This is a genomic window from Pectobacterium sp. CHL-2024, from assembly GCF_044751765.1.
GTDB classification, from domain to species: domain Bacteria; phylum Pseudomonadota; class Gammaproteobacteria; order Enterobacterales; family Enterobacteriaceae; genus Pectobacterium; species Pectobacterium brasiliense.
On record NZ_JBIXKO010000017.1, the window covers coordinates 14,313 to 38,307 of the forward strand.

The following is a 23,995-nucleotide window of genomic DNA, read 5'->3' on the forward strand; positions in this document are numbered from 1 at the left end:
TCTTTGGACAACCGTTTTTTGAAAACAGTGCTGGCAACAGCGTATCGCGATAACAAGGAAGGTTATGAATATGAGGATGTTATGTCGGGTGGTGGTGTGGAGCGGGTTACTTCTTCTCGCCGCGCCGTTTCAGGCCAGTGCGGAAAGTTCGGTATCGATGGCGTTTGAAGATTCACCGATACCTCGGGTGCTACAGGCGTTAGCCGATCACCAACAGCTCAATGTGGTGATCGCTCCGGGCGTGACGGGGAATCTTAGCCTGAGGCTGGCTGATATTCCCTGGCAGCAGGCATTGGATATTGTTCTACGTATGGGGAAGCTCAGCGTCGAGCGGAACGGTAACGTGCTGATGGTTTTCCCTGCTGGGCACCTTGAATCCTTACAGAAAGAACGAGACGAACAGGCGGCGGAGCAGGCGCAGAAATTGCCGCTGCATAATATCTCTGTTGCATTGCAATATGCTGATGCGGCGGAAGTGGCGGCCAGCGTTCAGGCTCAGCGTGGAACGCTACTCTCTACGCGTGGCAGCGTAACCGTGGATAAGCGGACGAACACTTTATTGATTCGCGATACGGAAGAGGCTCTGGCACAGCTCGAACCGTGGGTGAAAGAGCTCGATCTGCCACTAGCGCAGGTACAACTGGCGGCGCATATCGTCACCATCAGTAGCGAGCACCTGCAGGCGCTGGGCGTGAATTGGGGACTGGGTGAAGGGAACGCGGCGAGCAAGGCGCTCAGGCTGAATAATTTTAACGTTGGCCTGCCAGTCGATGCGCCCGCGATCAATGCCGGATTCCATTTGGCGCGCTTGAATGGTCGCCTGCTGGACCTGGAATTAATGGCGCTGGAACAGGAAAGTCAGGTCGAGATTATCGCCAGCCCTCGCTTGTTTACCGCGCACCAGCAGACCGCCAGTATTAAACAAGGCACGGAAATTCCGTATCAGGTCTCCAGCGGTGCCAGCGGATCGACGTCTATCGAGTTCAAGGAGGCGGTATTAGGGATGGAAGTTACACCCGACATTCTGCGTGCCGGACGGATTACTCTGAACCTGAAAATCAGCCAAAACATGCCGGGGCAGACGATTAAGCAGGGCGATAATGGCGAAGCATTAGCGATCGATAAACAGGAAATCCAAACCCAGGTGACGGTCGCTGATGGAGAAACCATCGTTTTAGGCGGTATTTTCCAGCAGCAAAAAAAGAACAGCGACAGACAGGTCCCCATATTGGGCGAGGTTCCCGTATTTGGTCATCTGTTCAGAAACCATACTCAGCAGCATACGCGGCGAGAATTGGTCATTTTCATTACGCCGACGCTGATACCCGCATCATCGTGAGCAAACTCAGGCGGGCTCTGATGTCATGCGGTGTTTTTTTTTCGGATTGGGCGCAATATTTTGTCACGTTCGTCGCTTATGAGTTTGACGCTGCGGCGGATTTAGCTTACAAGGGTTAGCGAATTGAGCACTGAAGTGTTGTTCCACCGAAAATGTCGATAAAACATACTACATTGACCCCCTGTGGTCGGTGTGACATTTTATTCGGTTGCCAAACTACCCTGAGTCTTGAGATAATTTTTTGTCTGATTCTCGCACTATCGCTCATGAGGTTTCAGTTTAGGTCCCGCCGCTGGGTTGATTGGCGGGGCGGGTTATCATTAACGAATTGTCTTAGTAATACCAAAAAACATGGCAGAGAAACGCAATATCTTTCTGGTTGGGCCTATGGGTGCCGGCAAAAGCACTATTGGCCGTCAGTTAGCTCAGCAACTCAATATGGAGTTTTTCGACTCCGATCAAGAAATTGAGCGACGCACTGGGGCTGATGTGGGCTGGGTATTCGATGTGGAAGGCGAAGAAGGCTTCCGCGATCGTGAAGAGAAAGTCATTAATGAATTGACGGAAAAGCAAGGCATCGTACTGGCGACAGGCGGTGGCTCAGTCAAATCACGTGAGACGCGCAATCGTCTTTCCGCGCGCGGCGTTGTCGTTTATTTGGAAACGACAATCGAGAAACAGCTTGCCCGCACGCAGCGTGACAAGAAGCGTCCGTTACTTCAGGTTGAAACCCCTCCACGTGAAGTATTGGAAGCGTTGGCGAAAGAGCGGAACCCGCTTTATGAAGAAATCGCTGACGTTACCATTCGGACTGACGAGCAAAGTGCCAAGGTCGTTGCTAACCAGATTATCAATATGCTGGAAAGTAACTAAGAGCATACCTTATCCGCATTGAGCGGATCCTGAACGGGTTGTTTAACGCGCATGGAAAGAATTACCGTAACACTAGGGGAACGTAGTTATCCCATTACGATAGCCGCTGGATTATTTGATGATTCGGCTTCTTTTATGCCGTTGAAAGCGGGGGAGCAGGCCATGCTGGTGACGAACCAGACGTTGGCTCCTCTGTACCTTGACCGCGTTCGTGGCGTGTTGGAAAACAGTGGCGTGCATGTCGATCAGGTTATCTTACCTGACGGCGAGCAGCACAAATCGCTGACCGTATTGGATCAGGTTTTTACCGCGCTGTTGGCGAAACCGCATGGTCGTGATACGACGATTGTTGCCTTGGGTGGCGGTGTCATCGGCGATTTAGCCGGTTTTGCCGCGGCCAGTTATCAGCGTGGTGTCCGGTTTATTCAGGTGCCGACAACGCTGCTATCGCAGGTAGATTCTTCCGTCGGTGGTAAAACCGCCGTCAATCACCCGTTGGGTAAAAACATGATCGGGGCGTTCTACCAGCCCGTATCGGTTGTGATCGATCTGGACTGCCTGAAATCTTTACCGGCACGGGAATTGTCATCCGGGCTGGCGGAAGTCATCAAGTACGGCATTATTCTGGATCGCGATTTCTTTCTTTGGCTTGAAGAAAACATTGAAGCCGTGCGTGCGCTACAGCATGACGCGCTGGCTTACTGCATTCGACGCTGCTGTGAAATCAAAGCGGCGGTGGTTGCAGCAGATGAACGCGAAAGCGGTATGCGTGCGCTGCTCAACTTGGGCCATACTTACGGGCATGCCATTGAAGCAGAAATGGGCTACGGTAACTGGCTTCACGGCGAAGCGGTTGCGGCAGGCATGGTGATGGCTGCACATACGGCACGTCGCCTTGGGCAGTTCTCCGTTGAGGATGTCGAGCGAGTCAAGTCTCTGCTGATTCGCGCTGGCTTACCCGTAAACGGCCCAACGCAAATGACACCTGAATCCTATCTTCCTCATATGATGCGCGACAAGAAAGTGCTGGCGGGCGAGTTACGTCTGGTGCTGCCAACGGCAATCGGTCAATCTGAAGTTCGTGGCGGCGTTGCGCATGACATGGTGTTGGCGTCGATAGCTGATTGTCTTGCCTGATGCGTAATGCTATCGGGTTATGAAAGACAATCCGTTATGAAAGACTGACAGTTATGAAAGATAAGTATTAACGACAGACACGCCCTGATGGGTTATGGTTAATAAAATACAATGCGTTACGATTCAATGATTCGCCTTGGCGACCGCGTGGTGAATTCGAGCTTTTTAGTGGGGAGATGTTAAATGGATGAGTTCAAGCCGGAAGATGAGCTGAAGCCTGATACCAGTGACCGTCGACCTACTCGTCAGCAGAAAAGCAGCAACTTCGCGGTACCTAAAATCGCGCTTTCCAGACAGCACCTGATGATTGGCATCGGGATTGTGGTGCTGGTGTTGCTGATCGTGGGTATTGGATCGGCCTTGCAGGCACCTTCTCAGCCACAAACCTCACAGACGCAGAATCAAGCGAGTGGCGAGCGAAATATCGATCTCTCTTCCTCGTCCTCCATGACCCAGAGCACGCAGCCTTCCTCTCCGAGTGAAAGCCCCGCGGTCGTTTCCGGCGAGGCCAGTCATGGTCAAATGTCAGGGCAGGCGTCTTCTCAAACGCCGACGTCGCCTCAGACATTGAGTGCTCCACCGATTTCCGGTACGCCGACGGATGCACAGATTCAACCGCCGGTGGCAGGCCAGCAGCGTATTGAGCTGCCGGGCAATATCACTGATGCGCTGTCGCAACAGCAAGGGCGCGTGAGCGAATTCTCTCAGGGTGCGGCAGGAAACTCGACGTTGCCAACAGCACCTGCGACGGTTGCTCCGGCGGGGAAAACGCCTGCGGCCTCATCTGCTAAAAATACGCACAACACGACGCCTGCACACGCTAGCAACGCTAAGCCTGCTGCGAACAGCGCGCCAAAAGCGCCAGTAGCAAGCAAACCCGCAGCTAACGCAAAAGCGGCTCCTGCAGCGGCCGGGCAGAACGTTTCCGTACAGAATGCGCCCGCCAGCAGTTTTACGTTGCAACTGAGCAGCGCATCACGCTCGGATACGCTGAAAGCCTACGCAAAACAACATAATCTCGCCCATTCTTGGGTGTATGAAACGAAACGAGACGGAAAATCCTGGTATGTGTTAGTGACCGGAGTCTATGCTTCTTCTGCGGAAGCGAAACAGGCAATTGCCGCGTTGCCCGCAGAGGTACAAGCGAAAAAACCATGGGTTAAGCCGATCCGCCAGGTGAAGCAGGACTTGAATAAGTAACACCAATTTTAGCCCTGATGTGCTGTCTGACACAGAGTACAATCCGCGGCTCTGAAACGTATGAGTAACTAACGACGGCATGAAGAAGAACCGCGCTTTTTTAAAATGGGCTGGTGGTAAATATCCGCTGGTAGAAGAAATTCGTCGCTATTTACCCGCAGGAGACTGTCTCATTGAGCCCTTTGTTGGCGCGGGTTCCGTGTTTCTGAATACGGAATACGATCGCTACATACTGGCTGATATTAATAGCGACCTGATTAATCTCTACAATATCGTTAAATCGAATGCAGATGAGTTTGTTACCGACGCCCGTAAACTTTTTACGGATGAGGTCAACACGTCAGAGACGTTTTATCTGCTGCGTGACGAATTTAACCTTTGCAGCGATGCCTATCGGCGCGCGCTGCTGTTTCTCTATTTGAATCGCCACTGCTATAACGGCCTGTGCCGTTACAATATGCGCGGTGAATTCAATGTTCCTTTCGGGCGCTACAAGAAGCCCTATTTTCCTGAAGAAGAAATTCGCTGGTTCGCCTTCAAAGCGCAAAATGCCACTTTCGTCTGTGAGCATTATCAGGACACGCTGGAAAAAGCAGAGAAGGGATCGGTCATTTATTGCGATCCGCCTTATGCGCCGCTGTCTGCGACCGCGAATTTTACGGCCTATCACACCAATAATTTCAGTCGTGCCGACCAGCAGAGCTTGGCGCAATTGGCGCGCCGTTTATCAGCAGAAAGCCAGATTCCGGTACTGATTTCCAATCATGACACGTTACTGACTCGTGAGTGGTATCAGGAAGCGGTGCTTTATGTTGTTAAAGCACGCAGAACGATTAGCCGTAATATTTTAGGGCGTAGTAAAGTAAACGAGTTATTAGCCCTATATCGGTAATACCGTTTGGGGTAAACAGAGCGCGGTGAATCGGTTAATGCCGTCTGAGAGGCGTCATTAGCCGGGAATAGGTTACCCGCAGGCATTCAGACTTTACCGTTTGGAGAAATGAATGAAACCGTTTTTAATCGCGCCGTCCATTCTGTCGGCTGATTTTGCCCGTCTTGGTGAAGATACCGCTAACGTATTGGCTGCCGGGGCGGATGTGGTCCATTTTGATGTCATGGATAACCACTATGTGCCAAATTTGACGATTGGCCCGCTGGTCCTGAAATCCCTGCGCGATTACGGCATTACTGCGCCGATTGACGTCCACCTGATGGTGAAACCGGTCGATCGTATCATCCCGGATTTCGCCAATGCGGGAGCCAGTTTCATTACCTTTCATCCCGAAGCCACGGATCATCTCGATCGTTCACTGCAACTGATCAAAGATCACGGCTGCAAGGCTGGGCTGGTGTTTAACCCAGCGACGCCGCTGAGTTATCTCGATTACGTCATGGATAAGCTGGATATCATTCTGCTGATGTCGGTTAACCCTGGATTTGGCGGCCAGTCCTTTATTCCCAGCACGCTGGATAAACTGCGTCAGGTTCGTCGCTTGATCGACGACAGCGGTTACGACATTCGACTGGAAGTCGATGGCGGCGTAAAAGTAGAAAATATCGGCGCAATTGCTGAAGCGGGCGCGGATATGTTTGTGGCGGGATCGGCGATTTTTGGTCATCCAGATTACCGTGCCGTCATTGATCAAATGCGTAGTGAAATTTCAAGGACGACACATGACTGAATTAACCGCAGTTCGCGGATTAGCTTTTGATTTGGATGGGACGCTGATTCACAGCGCACCGGGTCTGGCGGCGGCGATCGATCAGGCTTTAGTGGCGCAGTCGTTGCCTGCTGCGGGCGAAGCTCGTGTCGCAACCTGGATTGGTAACGGTGCGGACGTGATGGTCGAACGGGCGCTGCGCTGGGCTGGCGTTGAGCCTACAGGTGTACGCTTGCAAGAAACCCGTGAGCGGTTCGATGTCTATTATGCGCAGACGGTGGATAGCGGTAGCACGCTGTTTCCACAGGTAAAAGAGACGCTGGCGCAGTTGGCGCAGCAGGGCGTTCCGATGGCGGTGGTGACCAATAAACCCACGCCGTTCGTTGCCCCGCTCTTGGCAGGCCTGGGGATTGGCGACTATTTTTCGCTGATCATCGGTGGCGATGACGTCATTGTGAAAAAGCCGCATCCTGCGCCGCTCTATCTGGTGCTCGGTAAGCTGGGGCTGCGTGCCAGCGAGCTTCTGTTCGTCGGCGATTCCCGCAATGATATTCAGGCGGCACAGGCGGCGGGCTGCCGCAGTGTCGGCATGACGTATGGTTATAACTATGGTGAAGCGATCGAGCTGAGTCAGCCGGATGTCATTCTGGATCGTTTTGCCGATATTTTGCCCCTGATCGGGCATTCTTCTTCACACAATCAGGAACCCTTAGTATGAGCAAGCCCATTGTATTTAGCGGTGCGCAGCCGTCTGGTGAATTGACCATTGGTAACTACATGGGGGCGTTACGTCAGTGGGTCAACATGCAGGACGATTACGACTGCATCTATTGCATTGTGGATTTGCATGCCATCACGGTGCGTCAGGATCCGCAGGCGCTGAGAAAAGCGACGCTGGATACGCTGGCGCTGTATCTGGCCTGCGGCATCGATCCGAAAAAGAGCACCATTTTTGTTCAGTCGCACGTGCCTGAGCACAGCCAACTGAGCTGGATACTGAACTGCTACGCCTATTTCGGCGAACTGAGCCGCATGACGCAGTTCAAGGATAAATCCGCGCGCTATGAAGAGAACATCAACGCCGGTCTGTTTAGTTATCCGGTGCTGATGGCGGCCGATATCCTGCTGTACCAAACGAATCAGGTGCCAGTGGGTGAAGATCAGAAACAGCATCTGGAACTGAGCCGTGACGTCGGACAGCGTTTCAACAGCCTGTATGGCGACATTTTCAAAGTGCCAGAGCCGTTCATTCCGAAATCGGGTGCCCGCGTGATGTCGCTGCTGGAACCGACCAAGAAGATGTCCAAGTCCGACGATAACCGTAACAACGTGATCGGTCTGCTGGAAGATCCGAAAGCGGTGGTGAAGAAGATCAAACGCGCGATGACAGATTCCGATGAGCCGCCAGTCATTCGCTATGATGTGAAGAATAAAGCCGGGGTATCGAACCTGTTGGATATTCTGTCTGGCGTGACGGGAAAACCCATCCCTGAGCTGGAGCAGGAATTCGATGGCCAGATGTATGGTCACCTGAAAGGCGCGGTGGCGGATGCCGTATCCGGTATGCTGTCTGAGCTGCAAGAACGTTATCACCGTTTCCGCAACGATGAGGCTTTCCTGCAACAGATCATGCGTGAAGGGGCTGATAAAGCGAGTGCTCGCGCACAGGAAACGCTGAAGAAAGTCTACGACGCTATCGGTTTTGTTGCCCGTCCGTAAGTCTTAATTACCGTCAGGGGGCTCTCTCCTGACGGTTTCCTGCTACTGCTTATCTATTCCTTCGCATCCGCTCTCTTATCCTTGTGGGATAGGCGGAAACACGTCGTCTGGAATCGGGTTCTCAAACGGTGTCTGCTGCAATCTTTCCTGATGGTCGGCTTTTGCCTGTGCAACCAGTTCGGGCGTGACCAGCAGATCGATAGCCAGTGAGGCCATCGCTTTCGCCGCATACTCCGTGCCTTTGTGTGCGGCCCCGGTTTTCCCCTGTGCGACCAACTGCCATGAATGTGCTGGCGTGCCGATGGCATAGGTGGCGCTGCGAATCTGTACGGTTGGCACAACCCAGCTAACCGTTCCCACGTCCGTAGAACCGATGAAGGCATCATTCGGGCTATACAGCGGATAAATTCCGTCGTGCAGCGTTAAGCCCGGCTGCGGTTTAACGCCGAAACGCGCGTAGGATTCGGCAATGTCTTCGGCGCTCAGCGCGGTCTGGAACATCGCTGCCATTTTGCGGTCTTCGTCATCGAACGGTATCGGGCCGAGCGCCAGCAGATGTTCGTGCATACGCGCTTCCAGCGGCGGGTTTGCCAGCAGATTGGCATCACCGCTAATCACTTCGCTGCTGACCTCGGTTTCCGTCATCAGCGCCGCGCCTTCGGCAATTTTCTTCACGCGTTTGACTAGCTGGTGCAGTTCCGGCAACTGGCGAGCTCGTACGAGGTAACGCACGGTGGCGTTGGCCTGTACGACGTTCGGGGCGTGGCCACCGCTGTCGGTAATCGCATAGTGGATGCGGGCGGAGGACGGCATGTGTTCGCGCATGTAGTTCACGCCAACGTTCATCAGTTCCACTGCATCCAGCGCGCTGCGTCCCAGATGTGGGCTGCTGGCGGCGTGAGCCGCGCGACCTTTGAAGTAAAAATTCAGTTCATTACAGGCCAGTGAGACCGGGCTGTTGACGCCGGTGAAGGTTGCTGGGTGCCAGCAGAGGGCGATATCGACGTCGTCAAAAACGCCTTCCTTGACCATAAAACCTTTGGACGATCCGCCTTCTTCCGCAGGGCAGCCGTAAAAGCGCACGGTTCCAGATAATGCGTGTTTTTGCAGATAATCTTTCACTGCCGTCGCTGCCTGTAGTGCCGCGGTGCCGAGCAGGTTATGTCCGCAGCCGTGGCCGTTGCCACCGTTTTCCAACGGCTTTGGCTCAGCGACATTCGCCTGCTGGCTCAGGCCCGGCAGTGCATCGTATTCCCCCAGGATGGCGATAATCGGCAAACCTTCGCCGAATTCACCCAGCAGTGCGGTCGGCATGTCGGCGATGCCTTTCGTCAGACGGAAGCCTTCTGCTTTCAGGATGGCTTCGTGCTGTGCCGCCGAACGATGCTCTTCGTAGTTCAGCTCTGGCGTATCCCAGATGCCGTCGCTCAGCGTACAGAACTGCTGCCGCTTGGTGGCAATCAGATCGCAGATTTCTTCCACGTTCTGGCGATTAACGGCCGGCAGCGTTCCTTCATTGTGTGTTGCATTCATGCGTGGTGTGCTCGTTTGATTTCTCGGATGGCATTGGCGAGGAGCGTGTCACAGCCAATCGGCCATGACACGCGATTCTGCGATTGGGTAACGCTTAGAGCGGCGTGGTGTCCATGCCGAACCATTTTTCGCTCAGTTTCCGGATGGTGCCGTCTTGCTTGGCCTGATCGATTGCTTTGTCGAACATGGCTTTCAGCTCAGGATCGCTTTTGCGCAGGCCAACGGAAGAACCGCTGCCCAGAATGCCACCGATGAACTGTGGTCCTGGCATCACGATGTTGTCATTGCCCGGTTTGTCCGTCGTACTTTTCAGGTAAGGTGCGGAAGCGATGACCAGATCCACACGGCCTGCTTTCAGATCCAGATCGTGTTCCTGAGTGGTTTTATATTCGCGCACTTTCATCACGCCTTTCATGTATTTATCCAAAAAGGCGCTGGCGATAGAGGCGGACTGCACGCCGATGGTTTTGCCTTCCAGCAGCGGTTTCAGCTTCTCAACTTCTGCCAGAGCTTTCGCTTCATCGGCGGGTTCAATAGAGAAACGCACGCCCGCGTCTGGGAAATCTTTGGCGAGTGAGCTGGATTTCAGCACGGCGAAAGTCTGTCCTGCCTGCGTGTACGGCTGGCTGAAATCGATCACTTCACGGCGTTTTGCCGTGGCGGACATACCCGCGATGATCGCGTCATATTTACCCGCGTTCAGCGCAGGAATCGCGCTGGCGAAGGGCTGAACCATGATCTCGCATTTCACCTGCATGTTGTTACACAGCACTTTGTACAGTTCGATCTCCATACCATCCAGCGTACCGTCTGGTTTGGTGAAGTTATACGGGTGGTAAGCGCCTTCGGTCGCGATGCGGACGGTCGTCCATTTTTTCTCTTCCGCTGAGGCGGTGAATGAAGCGGCCAATGTTCCTGCCATACACAGTGAACAGGCGAGCAGTGTGAGTTTCGATTTGATCATTGGTGTTCTCCCGGCGTTTTATATCGTTATATTTTGTTTATTTCCCACCACGGTAACGATAGTGGCGGGTTTGTGTTTACCAACTGGCAATAAATTGCCGGAAGCGAGCCGATTGGCTGGCAGTGAAAACGTGCTCCGGCGTTCCCTGTTCTTCAATTTCCCCCTGATGGAGGAAGACGATGCGGTTAGAGACTTCGCGGGCAAAATCCATTTCGTGAGTCACGACCAGCATGGTCATCCCTTCGTCCGCCAGCGTGCGCATGACGCGCAGCACTTCGCCGACCAGCTCTGGGTCAAGTGCGGAGGTCGGCTCATCAAACAGCATCACTTTGGGTTCCATCGCGAGCGCACGGGCAATTGCGGCGCGCTGCTGCTGTCCACCGGACAAATGCGCAGGATAATAGTGACGCTTATCCGCCAGGCCGACTTTCTCTAGCAGCTGCTCGGCGTGCTCCACGCACTCCGCCTGTGGGCGTTTTAAGACGTGCACGGGCGCTTCGATGATGTTTTCCAGCACGGTCTTGTGTGACCAGAGGTTAAAATTCTGGAACACCATGCCCAACTGGGTACGAATTCTGTCGATCTGCTTGAGGTTCGACGGGCGGTTCTGGCCTTTGCGGTTCGGCTTCATTTCAATCGCTTCTCCGCCGACGATAATCTCGCCCTGATCGGGAAGCTCAAGCAAGTTGCTACAGCGCAGCAGCGTCGATTTGCCTGAACCGGACGATCCCAGAATTGAGATGACTTCTCCCTGATTGGCTTCAATCGAAATCCCTTTCAGGACGTCCAGAGAGCCAAAGCTTTTATGAATGTTGCGCAGGCTAATGGCGGGTGTCGTCATTGCAGATCTCCCAATTTCTTAATTTTTTTCGCTGCCGGTTGCGCACCCGGCGCACGGAGATGAGGGGTAAGCCTAAATTCTGTCCACATCAGTAAACGTGTCAGAATCAGGTTAATAAACAGATAAATAGCACCAGCGACCAGAAACACTTCGAGCGCCCGGTAGGTTTCCGCGATGAGACGTGCAGCAATTCCGGTGATTTCCATCAGCGTGATGATGGAAGCCAGCGAGGTCGATTTGACCATCGAAATCAGCTCGTTGCCGTAAGCAGGGAGCGCCTGACGAATGGCCAGCGGAAAAACGATACGCTTGAAAATCATGAACGACGGCATGCCGCAGGCGCGCGCCGATTCGATCTGACCAACCGGAACGGACTGCAATCCACCACGGATAATTTCACTGGCATAGGCACCGGTACACAGGCTGAGCGACAGCAGGGCACACCAGTGCGGTTCTCGCAGGAATGGCCAAAGCATACTTTCCCGAACCCAGGTGAATTGTCCCAGCCCGTAGTAAATCAGGAACAGCTGAACCAGTAGCGGCGTACCGCGGAAAAACAGTACGTAGGTCCGGGCAATGGAGCGCAGTACGGCAAAGGATGACAGCTGCATCAACGCCAAACCCAGCGCCAGGAAGAAGCCCAGAAAGACCGAACTGACCGCCAGCTGCAGGGTTAACGGGATACCGGGAATAATCTCCAGAAACGTTTCGTACAGAAAAGGAAAATCCATCAGCGTTTCACACCCCGGGAATAATGAGACTCAGCACGGCGCATAATCCAGCCGGAACAGATTGAGATAGCCAGATACAGCAGCGCGGCCGCCATGAAGAAATCAAACGGTTTGCCGGTAGAGCCCGCGCCAGTTTGCGCCTGCGTCAATAGTTCAGCGACGCCGGTAACGGAAACCAGCGCAGAGGTTTTCAGCACCAGCTGCCACACGTTGCCGAGTGGGGGGATCGCGTGGCGCAGCAGGAGCGGTATGATGATGCGGCGCAGGCGCAGTAACGTTGGCATACCGCAGGCTTTGGCGGCCTCAATTTCCCCTTTGGACACGGCGTAGAAGGCACCGCGGTAGACTTCCGTCTGCTGCGCACCGGAGGAAATACCGACGGCGATTACCCCGGCGAGGAAGCCGGGAAAGCCAAAGAACTCATTGCTGCCAAATAGTTTGGCGAGCAGGGTTAACGCGGAGCTGCCGCCGAAATACAGCAGGTAGATGATGAGTAGATCGGGGACGCCACGGATAAGCGTCGTGTAGCCATCGGCCAGATAGCGCACGGGGCGATTGCCGCAAATTTTGGACCAGGCACCGATCGTGCCGATCACCGCCCCCAGCAGAAAGCCGCCGATCGCCAGCGCGAGCGTCATTCCTGCCCCGATGAGTAATAATTTCCCCCAGCCATGTTCACCAAAACTGATGAGGTGCCAGAAAGTAACGTCTTCCACAAGTGACTCCAAACTGCTTGCTTATTGTTCTGCTGAGCAGAACTGTTTTTGTGATGAGAGGACTACATACTCCGTTCAGGAACGAGAGTAGAAATACGTAATGACGCGATGTATCACCTTTCGATATGTATTCGTTCGATGAGGCACTAATTTCGATAAACCACGATGGCTTGACGATGAAATCGGTTCGATAGGAACGATTCAGAGGTCGTGCCGCGAATCTATTAGAAAGCTAAGCAATAGTCGGGCCACGTTTTACGTAAACGATTATTGATTATTTATTCATATAGTCTGCTTATTAATGGGTTTTGTTTTAGTCAAAATAAGGCAGATGTGGCCTGCGGTAAAGCATTAAAGTGACATTTTGTAAGGGAGTATGTTCAAAATAGTGCATTGTTATGCTATTTGACGGGGCGTTGCATTATGATGGTGCATAACCGCTATCCGGTAGAGCGGATAGCGGGTGAGTAGGGTAGTAAGGAGAGGATTATGCTGTCTGGTCAGAGAACCAGCTTAATTTTTCCCGCAGCCCGACAACGTTGCCGATGATGATCAAACTCGGGCTGCTGGCTTGTTGTGCTAATTCGCGCAGTTGGGAGAGCTGTCCAGTCAGAACGCGCTGTTTGGTTGAGGTGCCGTTTTCGATAATCGCGACAGGCACGGTTTCCGGTAACCGCTGTTCGATGAGCTTACTTTGAATGTGCTCAGCCTGCTGAAGCCCCATGTAAAACACCAGCGTTTGTTTTTCCGCTGCGAGGCTGGACCAGTCCAGATCGGTGTCGTGCTTGACGTGTCCGGTGATCAGCCTGACGCCCTGCGAGTGATCGCGATGGGTGAGCGGGATACCGCTGTAGGCTGAACAGCCCGACGCGGCCGTAATTCCAGGGACGACGGAGAACGGTACGCCGGCCTGTTGCAGGTGCTCCAGCTCTTCGGCTCCACGGCCGAAGATAAAGGGATCACCGCCTTTCAGCCTGACGACCCGATGCCCCGCTCGTGCCTTTTCTTCCAGCAGTTGATTGATTTGATCCTGCGGCACGCTGTGATAGCCAGACGCTTTACCGACGAAAATTCGCTCGGCGTCTCGGCGTGACAGGTTGAGGATCTCTTTCGATACCAGTCGATCGTAAACGACAATATCAGCCTGCTGGAGATGCTGAAGGCCTTTCAACGTCAGTAATCCCGCATCGCCCGGCCCTGCGCCGACCAGCGTGACTTCACCTCGGTCATCGAGCGGCGCGGAGAAAAGCAGCTCCGTCAGTTGTTGAACGCTCTGGCTATTGTCATTTGCCAGCGCCTGCGCCAGCCGATCGTGTACGAAGAGCTTTTCCCAGAAGCGACGGCGCGCGCTCATATTGCGGAACCGGCTTTTGACCCGACTGCGCAATTCACCTGCGTAGGTCGCCAGCTTACCGAGATTTTGCGGCAGAATACTTTCCAGCTTTTCCCGCAGTAGTCGAGCCAATACCGGAGCAGCGCCGCCAGAAGACACCGCGACCATCAGCGGTGAACGGTCGATGATCGACGGCATAATGAAGCTGGCGCGTTCTGGTGAATCCACCACATTACAGAAAATCCGGCGCTCGCTGGCGCTGGCATAGACATGGTTATTGACGTCCTGATCGTCGGTAGCGGCAATCACCAGCCACACCGCGTCCAGTAACGTGGGATCGAAGGTGCCGTGTACCAGCGTTAATTGAGCATCCTGCTCCCACGCCCGAAATTGATCGTTAAAATCGAGCGCATTGACGGTAATCACTGCGCCAGCATCCAGCAATAGCCGGGCTTTACGCTCGGCTATTTCACCCCCTCCCACCAATAGACAAGGTTTATCGTGCAACTGACAGAATATTGGCAGGTAATCCATGTAACGCCTCTTGAAAGCTCAGGTTATTAGGGTAATGGTTGGCTATTATCAACCGCGATGTCACGGTCTGCGATGGATATTTGCACATTACCGTTTGTTACCTGAGTATCATAAGCTGCAACAGAATAGGCTCCATCCTCCAGACAGAAGCCATCATAAAGGCGGAAATGCTGTTTTTTCAATGGGCTTGCGACCCAAAGATCGTCCTGATGTTCTCCCACTATCCCGCGACTTAATACGCTCGCCTGCGCGAACGGATCGATATTACTGATGGCGTAAACCTGCTCATCGTTACGTGGGCGGAACACGGCAATCTGTTTCTGCTCGACGAGTGCGCAAACGCCAGTGCCGGGCAGGATGTCGTCTAACTTACATACGGTCGTCCACTGGCTCATGCGTTTTCCTCCGCTAGTTCAATCTGTTTCACCGGAATACGCTCGGCAGGGCGCGCCGGACGGTGTTGTTGACGTTCACTCACCATTTGCACGTTCGGGTCACGTACCGGGCTGTTAATGAAGTGGGCAAAGCGTTTCTGTGCTTCTGGATCTTCCAGCGTCGCCTGCCATTCGCAGACGTAGCCTTCTCGCAGCCGTGCGATATCCGCTTCAAGCTGATCGTTAATGCCCAGTTTGTCTTTCACAATCACATTACGCAGATAGTCGATGCCGCCTTCGAGATTATCCAGCCAGACGGACGTACGTTGGAGCTTATCGGCCGTGCGAATGTAGAACATCATGAAGCGGTCCAGATAGCGGACTACCGTTTCGCGGTCTAAGTCGGCTGCCAGCAGGTCGGCGTGGCGCGGCTTCATCCCGCCATTGCCGCATACATAGAGGTTCCAGCCTTTTTCGGTGGCGATAATCCCCACGTCTTTACCCTGTGCTTCTGCACATTCCCGCGTACAGCCGGAGACGCCAAATTTCATTTTGTGCGGCGTACGGATGCCTTTGTAGCGGTTTTCCAGCTCGACGCCAAAGCCCACGCTGTCGCCGACGCCAAAGCGGCACCAGGTGCTGCCGACGCAGGTTTTTGCCATACGTAATGCCTTGGCGTAAGCGTGGCCGGTTTCAAACCCGGCTTCGATGAGCTGAGCCCACACGTCAGGCAGGTCGTCTTTCTGTACGCCGAATAGCGCCATGCGCTGAGAGCCGGTCATTTTGGTGTACAGGTTGTATTGCTTCGCGATGCGACCGATGGCGATCAGGCCATCCGGCGTGATTTCCCCGCCTGCGGAGCGTGGGATCACGGAGTAGGTGCCGTCTTTCTGAATGTTGCCGAGGAAGTTGTCGTTAGAATCCTGCAACGGCGTGTGCTGCGGTTTGAGCACGTACTCGTTCCAACAGGAAGCCAGCAGGGACGCGACGGTCGGTTTACAGACCTCACAGCCGTAGCCTGAACCGTGTTTCTCCAGCAGTTGATCGAACGTTTTGATTTTTTCGATTTGGATCAGGTGGTACAGCTCCTGACGCGAATAGGCGAAGTGTTCACACAGGTGATTATTGACTTCGATCCCCTGTTTGCTGAGTTCAGCGTTCAACACCTGCGTAAGCAGCGGAATACAGCCGCCGCAGCCCGTACCGGCTTTGGTGGTTTCCTTAAGCGCCGCGACGGTATGACAGCCGCCGTTAATCGCTTTGATGATATCGCCTTTGGACACGTCGAAGCAGGAGCAGATTTGCGCACTTTCTGGCAGAGCATCGACACCCAGCGTCGGTTTGGCACTGCCAGCGGACGCAGGAAGAATCAGCGCTTCAGGAGAATCCGGCAGCGGGATTTTGTTCAGCATGAATTGCAGCAGGTTGCCGTAATCCCGCGTGTCGCCGACCAGCACAGCACCAAGCAGCGTTTTATTGTCGGCGCTGACGATCAGTCGTTTGTAGGTTTCTTTATTTTCATCCAGCCACATGTAGCTGCGAGAGCCCGGCGTGTGGCCGTGTGCATCACCAATCCCGCCGACATCGACGCCCATCAGCTTGAGCTTGGCGCTCATGTCGGCACCCTGGAATCGGTTTTCGTGCCCTAACAGATGATCGACGGCAACCTGCGCCATTTTGTAGCCAGGTGCGACCAGACCAAATGGCCGACCATGCCAGGCGGCACATTCGCCGATAGCGTAGACGTCCGGGTCGGAGGTTTGGCACCAGTCGTTAATCGCGATACCGCCGCGTGGGCCGATTTCCAGCGCACACTGACGCGCCAGTTTGTCCTGTGCGCGGATACCGGTTGAGAACACGATGAAGTCGACTTCCAGCGTGCTGCCGTCGGCAAAGACCATCGTTTTGCGGTTTTCCAGACCGGAATGCTGAATGGCCTGCGTATTCTTGCTGGTGTGTACACGCACACCCATGTTTTCAATCTTGCGTTGCAGCAGGGCGCCGCCCTGTGCATCCAGCTGTTCGGCCATGAGCACCGGGGCAAACTCAATGACGTGCGTTTCCACGCCAAGGTGTTTCAGCGCGCCAGCCGCTTCCAGACCCAATAGACCCCCGCCGATCACCGCGCCGCGTTTGCTACGGCGTGCACAGTTTTCGATGGCGTTCAGATCTTCAATGGTGCGGTAGACGAAACAGTCTTGCCCGTTTGATCCTTTGATTGACGGGATCCACGGATAAGAGCCGGTGGCCATGATGAGCTTGTCGTAATACACGGTACGGCCGGAATTGGAGTGGATGGCTTTTTCACTGCGGTTGATGGTGATGGCGCGTTCACCGAGCAGGACTTTAACGCCATTTTTTTCGTAGTAGCCTTCGCGTACTAAAGAGAGCTCTTCTACCGTGTGGTGCGCGAAGTAAGAAGAGAGGTGGACACGATCGTAGGCGACGCGGGGTTCTTCACAAAAAACGGTAATCTCGTAGGTGGACGTTGGGGCCTTATCCAGCAACTCTTCGATAAAACGGTGGCCAACCATCCCGTTACCGATAACAGCGAGTCTGACTTTGTTCATTTTTGCCTCAAAATTGCTTCTTCTGAGGTTACCTTATCGCTCCACACTGGACGCTTATTGATGTACATCAAATTGTCTTTTATATACTACTTTATAGGTATCTTGATGATTTTACTTATTTTTTCTTAAGTCTTGGTTTTTGCTGGAGTTTTAGTGGCGGTCAAAAATGAGATCTATAGCACGCTTTTGGTCAGAAGCCGACTGGTTAGCGGGCAATCCGCTATCAGAGTAATCGTCCCCTTCGTCAATCATTCACGTTCCTGATCGCTTAGAAATAAAACTAAGGGATTATCCATTTGTTTAATAAGGATATGAAATTTTCTGGTGATAATGCTCACAAGGTTGTGTGCAATTGCACAATTATCGGTGACATAATTTCATCATATGGAAGAAATTGCCTAATGACTAACGGCGTCGCAACCTTAATAATTGAAAATAAAACAGCATTTTTTTTTAATTAGCACGCTATTTCTTTTCTGTGACATTGATCGACTTATAAGGTCGTACCAGAAAAATAGCGGTGTTTTTTAGCGACAAGGCCAACACAGTCAGTGGAGTTATTCTTTAATTATTTATACGGCTTACATTCGTCAATCTTGTACATGAGTTGTGTTAAACATCAAGGCAGGTAACAACGTGAAAATAGAATCAATTGATGTCACCGTCTTCACTTATCCCACACGCCGGGTTTCCGACAGTGCGGGTCATTCACACCCGGGACCTGAAAATCAGGCCAAGATGGCGCTGTTAACCATCACGGCAGATGACGGCCAGAAAGGCTACGCTTTCGCGCCGCCGGAAGTGATTCGTCCTCATATCGTTAATGCTTTCTTCCGCAAAGTGTTGATTGGGCAAAACCCGTTCGACCGTGAGCGCCTGTGGCAGGATCTGGTGCACTGGCAGCGCGGTAGCGCCAACCAACTGACCGACCGCGCGCTGTCGATTGTGGAATCCGCACTGTGGGATCTGCAAGGTCGCGTGCTCAATATGCCAGTGCATAAGCTGCTCGGCGGCTATCGTGAGAAAGTCCCTGCTTACGGCAGCACCATGTGTGGTGACGAGCTGGAAGGCGGCTTGTCTACGCCAGAGGAATACGGCCAGTTTGCAGAAAAGCTGGTGCAGCGCGGCTATAAAGCCATCAAGTTGCATACCTGGATGCCACCGGTGTCATTCGCGCCTAGCCCGAAGATTGACGTACAAGCCTGTGCGGCAGTACGTGAAGCGGTCGGCCCGGATATCTGCCTGATGCTGGATGGTTACCACTGGTACAGCCGCAGCGATGCACTGTACATCGGCCGTGAACTGCAAAAGCTCGATTTCACCTGGTTTGAAGAGCCGATGGAAGAACAGAGCATGGCGTCTTACAGCTGGCTGACTAAGAGTCTGGATATCGATGTTATCGGGCCAGAAAGTCTGTCAGGCAAATACTTCAGTCGTGCTGACTGGGTTAAAGAAGGTGCATGCGACATTCTACGCGCAGGCGTGCAAGGCGTGGGCGGTCTCTGGCCGTGTATGAAAGTCGCGAGCCTGGCGGAATCCTTCGGTATGGACTGTGAAGTTCACGGTAACGGCGCGCCAAACCTCAACGTCGTGGGTGCGATCAAAAACTGCCGCTGGTATGAGCGCGGGCTGCTGCATCCTTTCCTCGATTACGATGAACCTGCTGCGTATCTGAATTCGATTGTCGATCCAATGGACAACGAGGGCTTTGTGCATCTGCCGCAACGTCCAGGGCTGGGAGAAGATATTAATTTTGACTGGATTGAGGAGCATACCCTAAGTAAAGAATAACGTTTTGTTCTAATCGTTTTTTGTTCGACCTGAAAGATAGCCTTACCTAAAAAATAAAAAGTTGTCGTCTTCCATGCTCCCACACCTTGGAGAATAATGATGAAAGCACGAGCAATACTCCGTACCCTGCTGTTAGGTTCACTCTGCATGGCCGCTACACCGGCCATTCTATCGGCAAAAACCCCTGACGATCAGCTGATCGTGGGGATGAACATGAACAACATGCTCTCACTCGATCCGGCCGCGATGACCGGTAACGAAGTGGTGGGCATTATCGTCAACCTCTATGACTCGCTGGTGGTGCTGGATCCCGCCAACCTGAGTAACATCCAGCCTTCTCTGGCGAAAAGCTGGAGCGTCAGTGATGATGGTAAGGTCATTACCTTCAATCTGGTGGATAACGCCAAATTCCATTCCGGTAACCCCGTAACGGCGCAAGACTTCGCCTGGTCGATGAAGCGTCTGCTTAACCTCAACATGGCACAGGCCACGACGTGGAAATCCTACGGCTTCACCGCGGAAAACGTGGAGAAAATGATCCGTGCCAAAGATGCTCACACCGTTGAAATCGAACTGCCAAAACCGAACGATCCAAAACTGGTGCTCTACTCGCTGGCGACGCTGGGTAGCGGCTCGGTGCTGGATAGCAAAACGGTCATGCAGCATGAGAAAAACGGCGACTGGGGTAACGGCTGGCTGACTACGAACGAAGCCGGTTCCGGCCCGTTCAAGCTGGACGTGTGGCAGGCGAAAGACGTGCTGCGCATCAGCAAAGTTGAGAACAACTGGCAGGGCGATGCGAAAATGCGTCGCGTGATTTTCCGTCACATGACTGAATCACAGGCGCTGCGCCTGATGATTGAAAAAGGCGATATTGACGTGGCCTCTGGCATGTCGGTGCCGGATATCAATGCATTGAAACAAGATAAAGACGTTGTGGTTGATGAGGTGCAAAAAGGCACGCTGTACTACGTTGCCATGAGCCTGAAGAACGAATACTTCGCCAAACCGAAAGTACGTGAAGCGGTTCGTTACCTGATTGATTACGACGGCGTGAATAAGACGGTGATGCCTGGCTATGGTTTCTATCATCAGCGTCCTATCCAGAAAGGAATGGATGCGACGTTGCCGGATCCTGGCTACAAGCTGGACGTGCCACGTGCCAAGGCACTGCTGGCCGAAGCGGGCTACCCGAATGGATTTGAAACCACGCTGCGTGTCTTGTCCGATCAGCCGTTCCTGAATCTGGCGACCTCGGTACAGTCCACGTTGGCACAGGCGGGCATCAAAGCCAAAATCATCTCCGGCACCGGTAATCAGGTTTACGGCGCAATGCGCGATCGTAACTTCGATATGCTGGTTGGCCGCGGCGGTGGCGGCGTCGATCCACATCCTCACTCCAGCCTGCGTTCTGTTGTCTATAACCCAGATAACAGCGACGAAGCCAAACTGACCAACTTCCAGGGCTGGCGCACGTCTTTCTACGATAAGCCTCTGAACGACATGATCGATCAGGCGCTGTTGGAGAAAGACCCTCAGAAACAGAAGCAGATGTATATCAACGTGCAGAATCGCTATGAAGAACTGTTCCCGGCCATCATTCCGGTGTCGCAGATGATCGATTCTGTGGTGTTGCGTAAGGACGTGAAAGGCTATGTGCCGCATCCGTCTTCTACGACGCATCTGCGTGAGGTGTATAAGCAGCGCTAGTGTCCACACGTTAAACCGGATGATTAGCCGATACGTTCCCGGCTAATCATCCCGATCAGATACGTTAAAAAGAGATGACCGCGTGAGTGGTGATTTGCTGTCGCCGCTCACCGGGATATCAGGAGAAAGAACATGGTTTTCTCTGATTGGATCAAGCCGGGTGGAGTACTGCGTCGTTTGGCAAAACGTCTGTTTCAGGTCGTCGTCACGCTGTTCGGATTATTAATCCTGACCTTCGTGATCGGCCGCGTGATGCCAATCGATCCAGTCCTGGCTATTGTCGGACAGGACGCCGACCAAAGTACCTATCAACAGGTTTACCAACAGCTGGGGTTGGATAAGCCGCTGTATGTGCAGTTCTTTATTTACTTCAATTCACTGATGCATGGGGATTTGGGCAATGCCCTCCTGACCGGGCGACCGGTCGTGGATGACATTATCCGCGTTTTCCCTGCCACCATCGAGCTTGCCACCATGGCGATTATCGTCGGTGCCGGTCTGGGCGTGCCATTAGGCGTGCTGGCTGCGGCGCGACGCGGCAAGTGGGCGGATTATGTGGTGCGTTTTATCAGTCTGGCCGGTTATTCCACGCCGATATTCTGGGTCGGGATGATGGGGCTGCTGGTGTTCTACGCCTGGCTGAACTGGGTGGGCGGTGCCGGACGGGTTGATATGGCCTACGACGGTCTGGTGGAGAACCGTACCGGCCTGCTGCTGGTGGATTCGCTACTGGCGGGCGAGTGGGATGTGTTCCGCAGCGCGCTGAACCATCTGGTGTTGCCAGCCACGATTCTCGGTTTCCACTCGCTGGCCTATATCAGCCGTATGACGCGTAGCTTCATGCTGGCGCAGCTTTCGCAGGAATACATCATTACCGCGCGAGTGAAAGGGCTGTCTGAGTTCCGCGTTGTCTGGGCGCACGCGTTTCGCAATATTCTGGTTCAGCTTCTGACGGTGGTGGCGCTGGCGTATGGCTCGCTGCTGGAAGGGGCGGTACTGATCGAAACGGTCTTCTCATGGCCTGGCTTTGGTTCCTATCTGACAGGCAGCCTGCTGCTGGGGGATATGAACGCGGTTATGGGATGTGTGCTGCTAGTCGGGTTGATCTTCGTGACGCTTAACCTGCTGTCGGACATGTTGTATCAAATCTTTGATCCGAGGACGAACGCATGAATATTTCCTCTGAGCCGCCAGTCAGCCGTGAATCGGTAATGCGGACACCGCCGGAAAAACGTGTGAGCCGCCTGCGGCTACGCGGTGCGCGAATCGGCGGGTTTCTCTTGACGATGATGCGCAATCCGCTGACCGCGATTGGTTCTGCGATTGTGCTGATGTTGATTCTGGTCGCTATTTTCGCTCCGTGGATCGCCACGCACGATCCGCTGGTACAGGATTTGGCTAACGCGCTACAGGCCCCGAGTGCGGCGCATTACTTTGGCACCGATGAGTTTGGGCGCGATGTGTTTAGTCGTCTGGTCTATGGTTCACGCATCACGCTGTATATCGTTGCGCTGGTGTCGGTAACCGTGGGGCCTATCGGGCTGGCGCTGGGCGTGGTGGCAGGGTATTACGGCGGGATCGTCGATACCATCCTGATGCGTATTACCGATATCTTCATTTCGTTCCCTAGTCTGGTGTTGGCGCTGGCGTTCGTTGCGGCGCTTGGTCCAGGACTGGAGCATGTGGTGATCGCGATTACGCTGACGGCCTGGCCGCCGATTGCCCGTCTGGCAAGGGCGGAGACGCTGTCGCTGCGTCACGCGGACTTTGTGTCTGCTGTGAAGCTGCAAGGCGCATCCTCTATCCGCATCCTGCTGCACCACATTGTGCCGCTGTGTCTGCCGTCGGTGATTATTCGTATCACCATGAATATGGCGGGCATTATTCTGACCGCGGCGGGTCTGGGCTTTCTGGGATTGGGGGCACAGCCGCCCGATCCTGAATGGGGCGCGATGATCTCTGCGGGTCGTCGTTACATGATGGAGTGCTGGTGGTTAGTAACTATTCCGGGGCTGGCGATTTTGATTAACAGCCTGGCGTTCAACTTCCTTGGAGACGGCCTACGTGACATCCTCGATCCCAGAACTGAATAAGTCTTCTCAACGTGCGCCGGGAAGCTCGCCCCTGATGGAAGTGGAAAATCTGCGGGTAAGCTTCGTGAACCGTGGTGCCGTGACGGATGCCGTGCGCGGCGTCTCCTTCACGCTGGGCTGTGAAAAGCTGGCTATTGTCGGCGAATCTGGCTCCGGTAAATCGACGGTCGGTCGTGCGCTGCTGCAACTGCATCCGCACAGTGCGCGGATTACGGCAGACAAACTGCGCTTCGGCGATACCGACCTGCTGAAAGCGGATGAGGCGCGGATGCGTCAGATTCGCGGCAAGCGTATCTCCATGATTATGCAGGACCCTAAATATTCGCTGAACCCAGTGGTGTGCGTTGGAGATCAGATTGCCGAGGCGTATCTGGCACACCATAAAGTGTCGCACCGCGAGGCGAAGGCAAAGGTCATGGCGATGCTGGATGTGGTACGTATTCGCCAGCCAGAGCGCGTCTACAATCTGTACCCTCATGAAATCTCGGGCGGGCAGGGGCAGCGCATCATGATTGCGATGATGCTGATTACCGAACCTGAAATCGTGATTGCCGATGAACCGACCTCCGCACTGGATGTGTCCGTGCGTTTGCAGGTGCTGGCAATGCTGGACGATCTGGTCAGCGAGCGCGGTCTGGGGCTGATTTTCATCAGTCACGATATCAATCTGGTACGTAGCTTCTGCGATCGGGTGCTGGTGATGTATGCCGGACGCGTCGTGGAGTCCATTGCTGCCGCCGATCTGGACAACGCGCAGCATCCTTATACGCGTGGGTTGCTGAATTCGCTGCCGGATATCGACCATCGACGCCCGCGTTTGCCGGTGATGAATCGCGATCCAGCCTGGATTAACGGATAAAGGGGATAATCATGGCA

21 protein-coding genes are annotated in these 23,995 nt (G+C 53.8%); 13 read left to right on the forward strand and 8 right to left on the reverse strand.

The genetic code is table 11. The annotated features are described in order from the left end of the window. The first annotated feature begins 64 nt into the window (after nt 1–64). From hofQ to trpS, 8 genes are all read left to right on the forward strand, one after another. A complete protein-coding gene (gene hofQ / locus ACIPUG_RS18375; RefSeq protein WP_400339620.1) occupies nt 65–1,339 on the forward strand; it encodes a DNA uptake porin HofQ in 1,275 nt (424 codons plus the stop codon). Between the two features lie 351 nt (nt 1,340–1,690). After that, nucleotides 1,691–2,212 carry a shikimate kinase AroK gene (gene aroK / locus ACIPUG_RS18380; protein WP_005969451.1) on the forward strand — a complete coding sequence of 174 codons (522 nt, stop codon included), beginning with the start codon at nt 1,691–1,693 and terminating at the stop codon, nt 2,210–2,212. 51 nt (nt 2,213–2,263) lie between these two features. Continuing rightward, the gene (gene aroB / locus ACIPUG_RS18385; protein WP_010277670.1) at nt 2,264–3,349 is read left to right on the forward strand and encodes a 3-dehydroquinate synthase; all 1,086 of its coding nucleotides are present in this window, start codon (nt 2,264–2,266) and stop codon (nt 3,347–3,349) included. Between the two features lie 183 nt (nt 3,350–3,532). Beyond that, a complete protein-coding gene (locus tag ACIPUG_RS18390; RefSeq protein WP_400339622.1) occupies nt 3,533–4,549 on the forward strand; it encodes an SPOR domain-containing protein in 1,017 nt (338 codons plus the stop codon). A gap of 79 nt (nt 4,550–4,628) precedes the next feature. Continuing rightward, nucleotides 4,629–5,441, forward strand: a complete 813-nt coding sequence (gene dam, locus ACIPUG_RS18395) for an adenine-specific DNA-methyltransferase (RefSeq protein ID WP_014916855.1) — start codon at nt 4,629–4,631, stop codon at nt 5,439–5,441. A gap of 112 nt (nt 5,442–5,553) precedes the next feature. Further along, nucleotides 5,554–6,231 carry a ribulose-phosphate 3-epimerase gene (gene rpe / locus ACIPUG_RS18400; RefSeq protein ID WP_010297113.1) on the forward strand — a complete coding sequence of 226 codons (678 nt, stop codon included), beginning with the start codon at nt 5,554–5,556 and terminating at the stop codon, nt 6,229–6,231. Beyond that, a complete protein-coding gene (locus ACIPUG_RS18405; protein WP_075278410.1) occupies nt 6,224–6,928 on the forward strand; it encodes a phosphoglycolate phosphatase in 705 nt (234 codons plus the stop codon). The genes rpe and ACIPUG_RS18405 overlap by 8 nt, the downstream gene beginning before the upstream one ends. Further along, a complete protein-coding gene (gene trpS / locus ACIPUG_RS18410; protein WP_010277651.1) occupies nt 6,925–7,929 on the forward strand; it encodes a tryptophan--tRNA ligase in 1,005 nt (334 codons plus the stop codon). Before ACIPUG_RS18405 ends, trpS begins: the two co-directional genes overlap by 4 nt. A gap of 75 nt (nt 7,930–8,004) precedes the next feature. Here the strand turns inward: trpS and ACIPUG_RS18415 are convergent, their stop codons facing one another. The 8 genes from ACIPUG_RS18415 to nirB all read right to left on the reverse strand — a co-directional run bounded on the left by ACIPUG_RS18415 (nt 8,005) and on the right by nirB (nt 17,525). Continuing rightward, on the reverse strand, nt 8,005–9,462 hold the full coding sequence (locus ACIPUG_RS18415) for a M20 family metallopeptidase (RefSeq protein ID WP_039288667.1): 1,458 nt from the start codon (nt 9,460–9,462) through the stop codon (nt 8,005–8,007). A 94-nt stretch (nt 9,463–9,556) separates the two neighbouring features. Continuing rightward, on the reverse strand, nt 9,557–10,426 hold the full coding sequence (locus ACIPUG_RS18420; RefSeq protein ID WP_014701663.1) for a transporter substrate-binding domain-containing protein: 870 nt from the start codon (nt 10,424–10,426) through the stop codon (nt 9,557–9,559). A gap of 76 nt (nt 10,427–10,502) precedes the next feature. Further along, nucleotides 10,503–11,267 (reverse strand): ABC transporter ATP-binding protein, encoded by a 765-nt coding sequence (locus ACIPUG_RS18425; RefSeq protein ID WP_010277637.1) that lies wholly within the window; start codon nt 11,265–11,267, stop codon nt 10,503–10,505. Continuing rightward, on the reverse strand, nt 11,264–11,998 hold the full coding sequence (locus ACIPUG_RS18430) for an ABC transporter permease (protein ID WP_014916851.1): 735 nt from the start codon (nt 11,996–11,998) through the stop codon (nt 11,264–11,266). The genes ACIPUG_RS18425 and ACIPUG_RS18430 overlap by 4 nt, the downstream gene beginning before the upstream one ends. Beyond that, the gene (locus ACIPUG_RS18435) at nt 11,998–12,714 is read right to left on the reverse strand and encodes an ABC transporter permease (protein WP_039288675.1); all 717 of its coding nucleotides are present in this window, start codon (nt 12,712–12,714) and stop codon (nt 11,998–12,000) included. The genes ACIPUG_RS18430 and ACIPUG_RS18435 overlap by 1 nt, the downstream gene beginning before the upstream one ends. A 487-nt stretch (nt 12,715–13,201) precedes the next feature. After that, nucleotides 13,202–14,581, reverse strand: a complete 1,380-nt coding sequence (gene cysG, locus ACIPUG_RS18440; protein ID WP_039522038.1) for a siroheme synthase CysG — start codon at nt 14,579–14,581, stop codon at nt 13,202–13,204. A gap of 26 nt (nt 14,582–14,607) precedes the next feature. Continuing rightward, a complete protein-coding gene (gene nirD / locus ACIPUG_RS18445) occupies nt 14,608–14,976 on the reverse strand; it encodes a nitrite reductase small subunit NirD (protein WP_400339626.1) in 369 nt (122 codons plus the stop codon). Further along, on the reverse strand, nt 14,973–17,525 hold the full coding sequence (gene nirB, locus ACIPUG_RS18450) for a nitrite reductase large subunit NirB (RefSeq protein ID WP_039498082.1): 2,553 nt from the start codon (nt 17,523–17,525) through the stop codon (nt 14,973–14,975). The genes nirD and nirB overlap by 4 nt, the downstream gene beginning before the upstream one ends. 636 nt (nt 17,526–18,161) lie before the next feature. Between nirB and ACIPUG_RS18455 the strand changes: the two genes are divergently transcribed. From ACIPUG_RS18455 to ACIPUG_RS18475, 5 genes are all read left to right on the forward strand, one after another. Next, nucleotides 18,162–19,316, forward strand: a complete 1,155-nt coding sequence (locus ACIPUG_RS18455; protein WP_010297089.1) for a mandelate racemase family protein — start codon at nt 18,162–18,164, stop codon at nt 19,314–19,316. A gap of 99 nt (nt 19,317–19,415) precedes the next feature. Then, a complete protein-coding gene (locus tag ACIPUG_RS18460) occupies nt 19,416–21,026 on the forward strand; it encodes an ABC transporter substrate-binding protein (RefSeq protein WP_039288682.1) in 1,611 nt (536 codons plus the stop codon). 132 nt (nt 21,027–21,158) lie between these two features. Next, nucleotides 21,159–22,199: an ABC transporter permease gene (locus ACIPUG_RS18465; RefSeq protein ID WP_010277605.1), complete on the forward strand. Its 1,041-nt coding sequence runs from the start codon at nt 21,159–21,161 to the stop codon at nt 22,197–22,199. 38 nt (nt 22,200–22,237) lie between these two features. Further along, a complete protein-coding gene (locus ACIPUG_RS18470) occupies nt 22,238–23,119 on the forward strand; it encodes an ABC transporter permease (protein ID WP_100018545.1) in 882 nt (293 codons plus the stop codon). Further along, nucleotides 23,091–23,978 carry an ABC transporter ATP-binding protein gene (locus tag ACIPUG_RS18475; RefSeq protein ID WP_080162982.1) on the forward strand — a complete coding sequence of 296 codons (888 nt, stop codon included), beginning with the start codon at nt 23,091–23,093 and terminating at the stop codon, nt 23,976–23,978. Before ACIPUG_RS18470 ends, ACIPUG_RS18475 begins: the two co-directional genes overlap by 29 nt. Nucleotides 23,979–23,995: the final 17 nt, after the last annotated feature.

Coding starts and splice junctions, on each gene's coding strand:
- ACIPUG_RS18405 (WP_075278410.1), top strand. CDS start 6,224: ATGACTGAATTAACCGCAGTTCGCGGATTAGCTTTTGATTTGGATGGG.
- cysG (WP_039522038.1), bottom strand. CDS start 14,581: ATGGATTACCTGCCAATATTCTGTCAGTTGCACGATAAACCTTGTCTA.
- hofQ (WP_400339620.1), top strand. CDS start 65: ATGAATATGAGGATGTTATGTCGGGTGGTGGTGTGGAGCGGGTTACTT.
- ACIPUG_RS18425 (WP_010277637.1), bottom strand. CDS start 11,267: ATGACGACACCCGCCATTAGCCTGCGCAACATTCATAAAAGCTTTGGC.
- aroB (WP_010277670.1), top strand. CDS start 2,264: ATGGAAAGAATTACCGTAACACTAGGGGAACGTAGTTATCCCATTACG.
- rpe (WP_010297113.1), top strand. CDS start 5,554: ATGAAACCGTTTTTAATCGCGCCGTCCATTCTGTCGGCTGATTTTGCC.
- ACIPUG_RS18420 (WP_014701663.1), bottom strand. CDS start 10,426: ATGATCAAATCGAAACTCACACTGCTCGCCTGTTCACTGTGTATGGCA.
- trpS (WP_010277651.1), top strand. CDS start 6,925: ATGAGCAAGCCCATTGTATTTAGCGGTGCGCAGCCGTCTGGTGAATTG.
- ACIPUG_RS18460 (WP_039288682.1), top strand. CDS start 19,416: ATGAAAGCACGAGCAATACTCCGTACCCTGCTGTTAGGTTCACTCTGC.
- ACIPUG_RS18470 (WP_100018545.1), top strand. CDS start 22,238: ATGCGGACACCGCCGGAAAAACGTGTGAGCCGCCTGCGGCTACGCGGT.
- ACIPUG_RS18465 (WP_010277605.1), top strand. CDS start 21,159: ATGGTTTTCTCTGATTGGATCAAGCCGGGTGGAGTACTGCGTCGTTTG.
- nirB (WP_039498082.1), bottom strand. CDS start 17,525: ATGAACAAAGTCAGACTCGCTGTTATCGGTAACGGGATGGTTGGCCAC.
- aroK (WP_005969451.1), top strand. CDS start 1,691: ATGGCAGAGAAACGCAATATCTTTCTGGTTGGGCCTATGGGTGCCGGC.
- nirD (WP_400339626.1), bottom strand. CDS start 14,976: ATGAGCCAGTGGACGACCGTATGTAAGTTAGACGACATCCTGCCCGGC.
- ACIPUG_RS18430 (WP_014916851.1), bottom strand. CDS start 11,998: ATGGATTTTCCTTTTCTGTACGAAACGTTTCTGGAGATTATTCCCGGT.
- ACIPUG_RS18390 (WP_400339622.1), top strand. CDS start 3,533: ATGGATGAGTTCAAGCCGGAAGATGAGCTGAAGCCTGATACCAGTGAC.
- ACIPUG_RS18415 (WP_039288667.1), bottom strand. CDS start 9,462: ATGAATGCAACACACAATGAAGGAACGCTGCCGGCCGTTAATCGCCAG.
- dam (WP_014916855.1), top strand. CDS start 4,629: ATGAAGAAGAACCGCGCTTTTTTAAAATGGGCTGGTGGTAAATATCCG.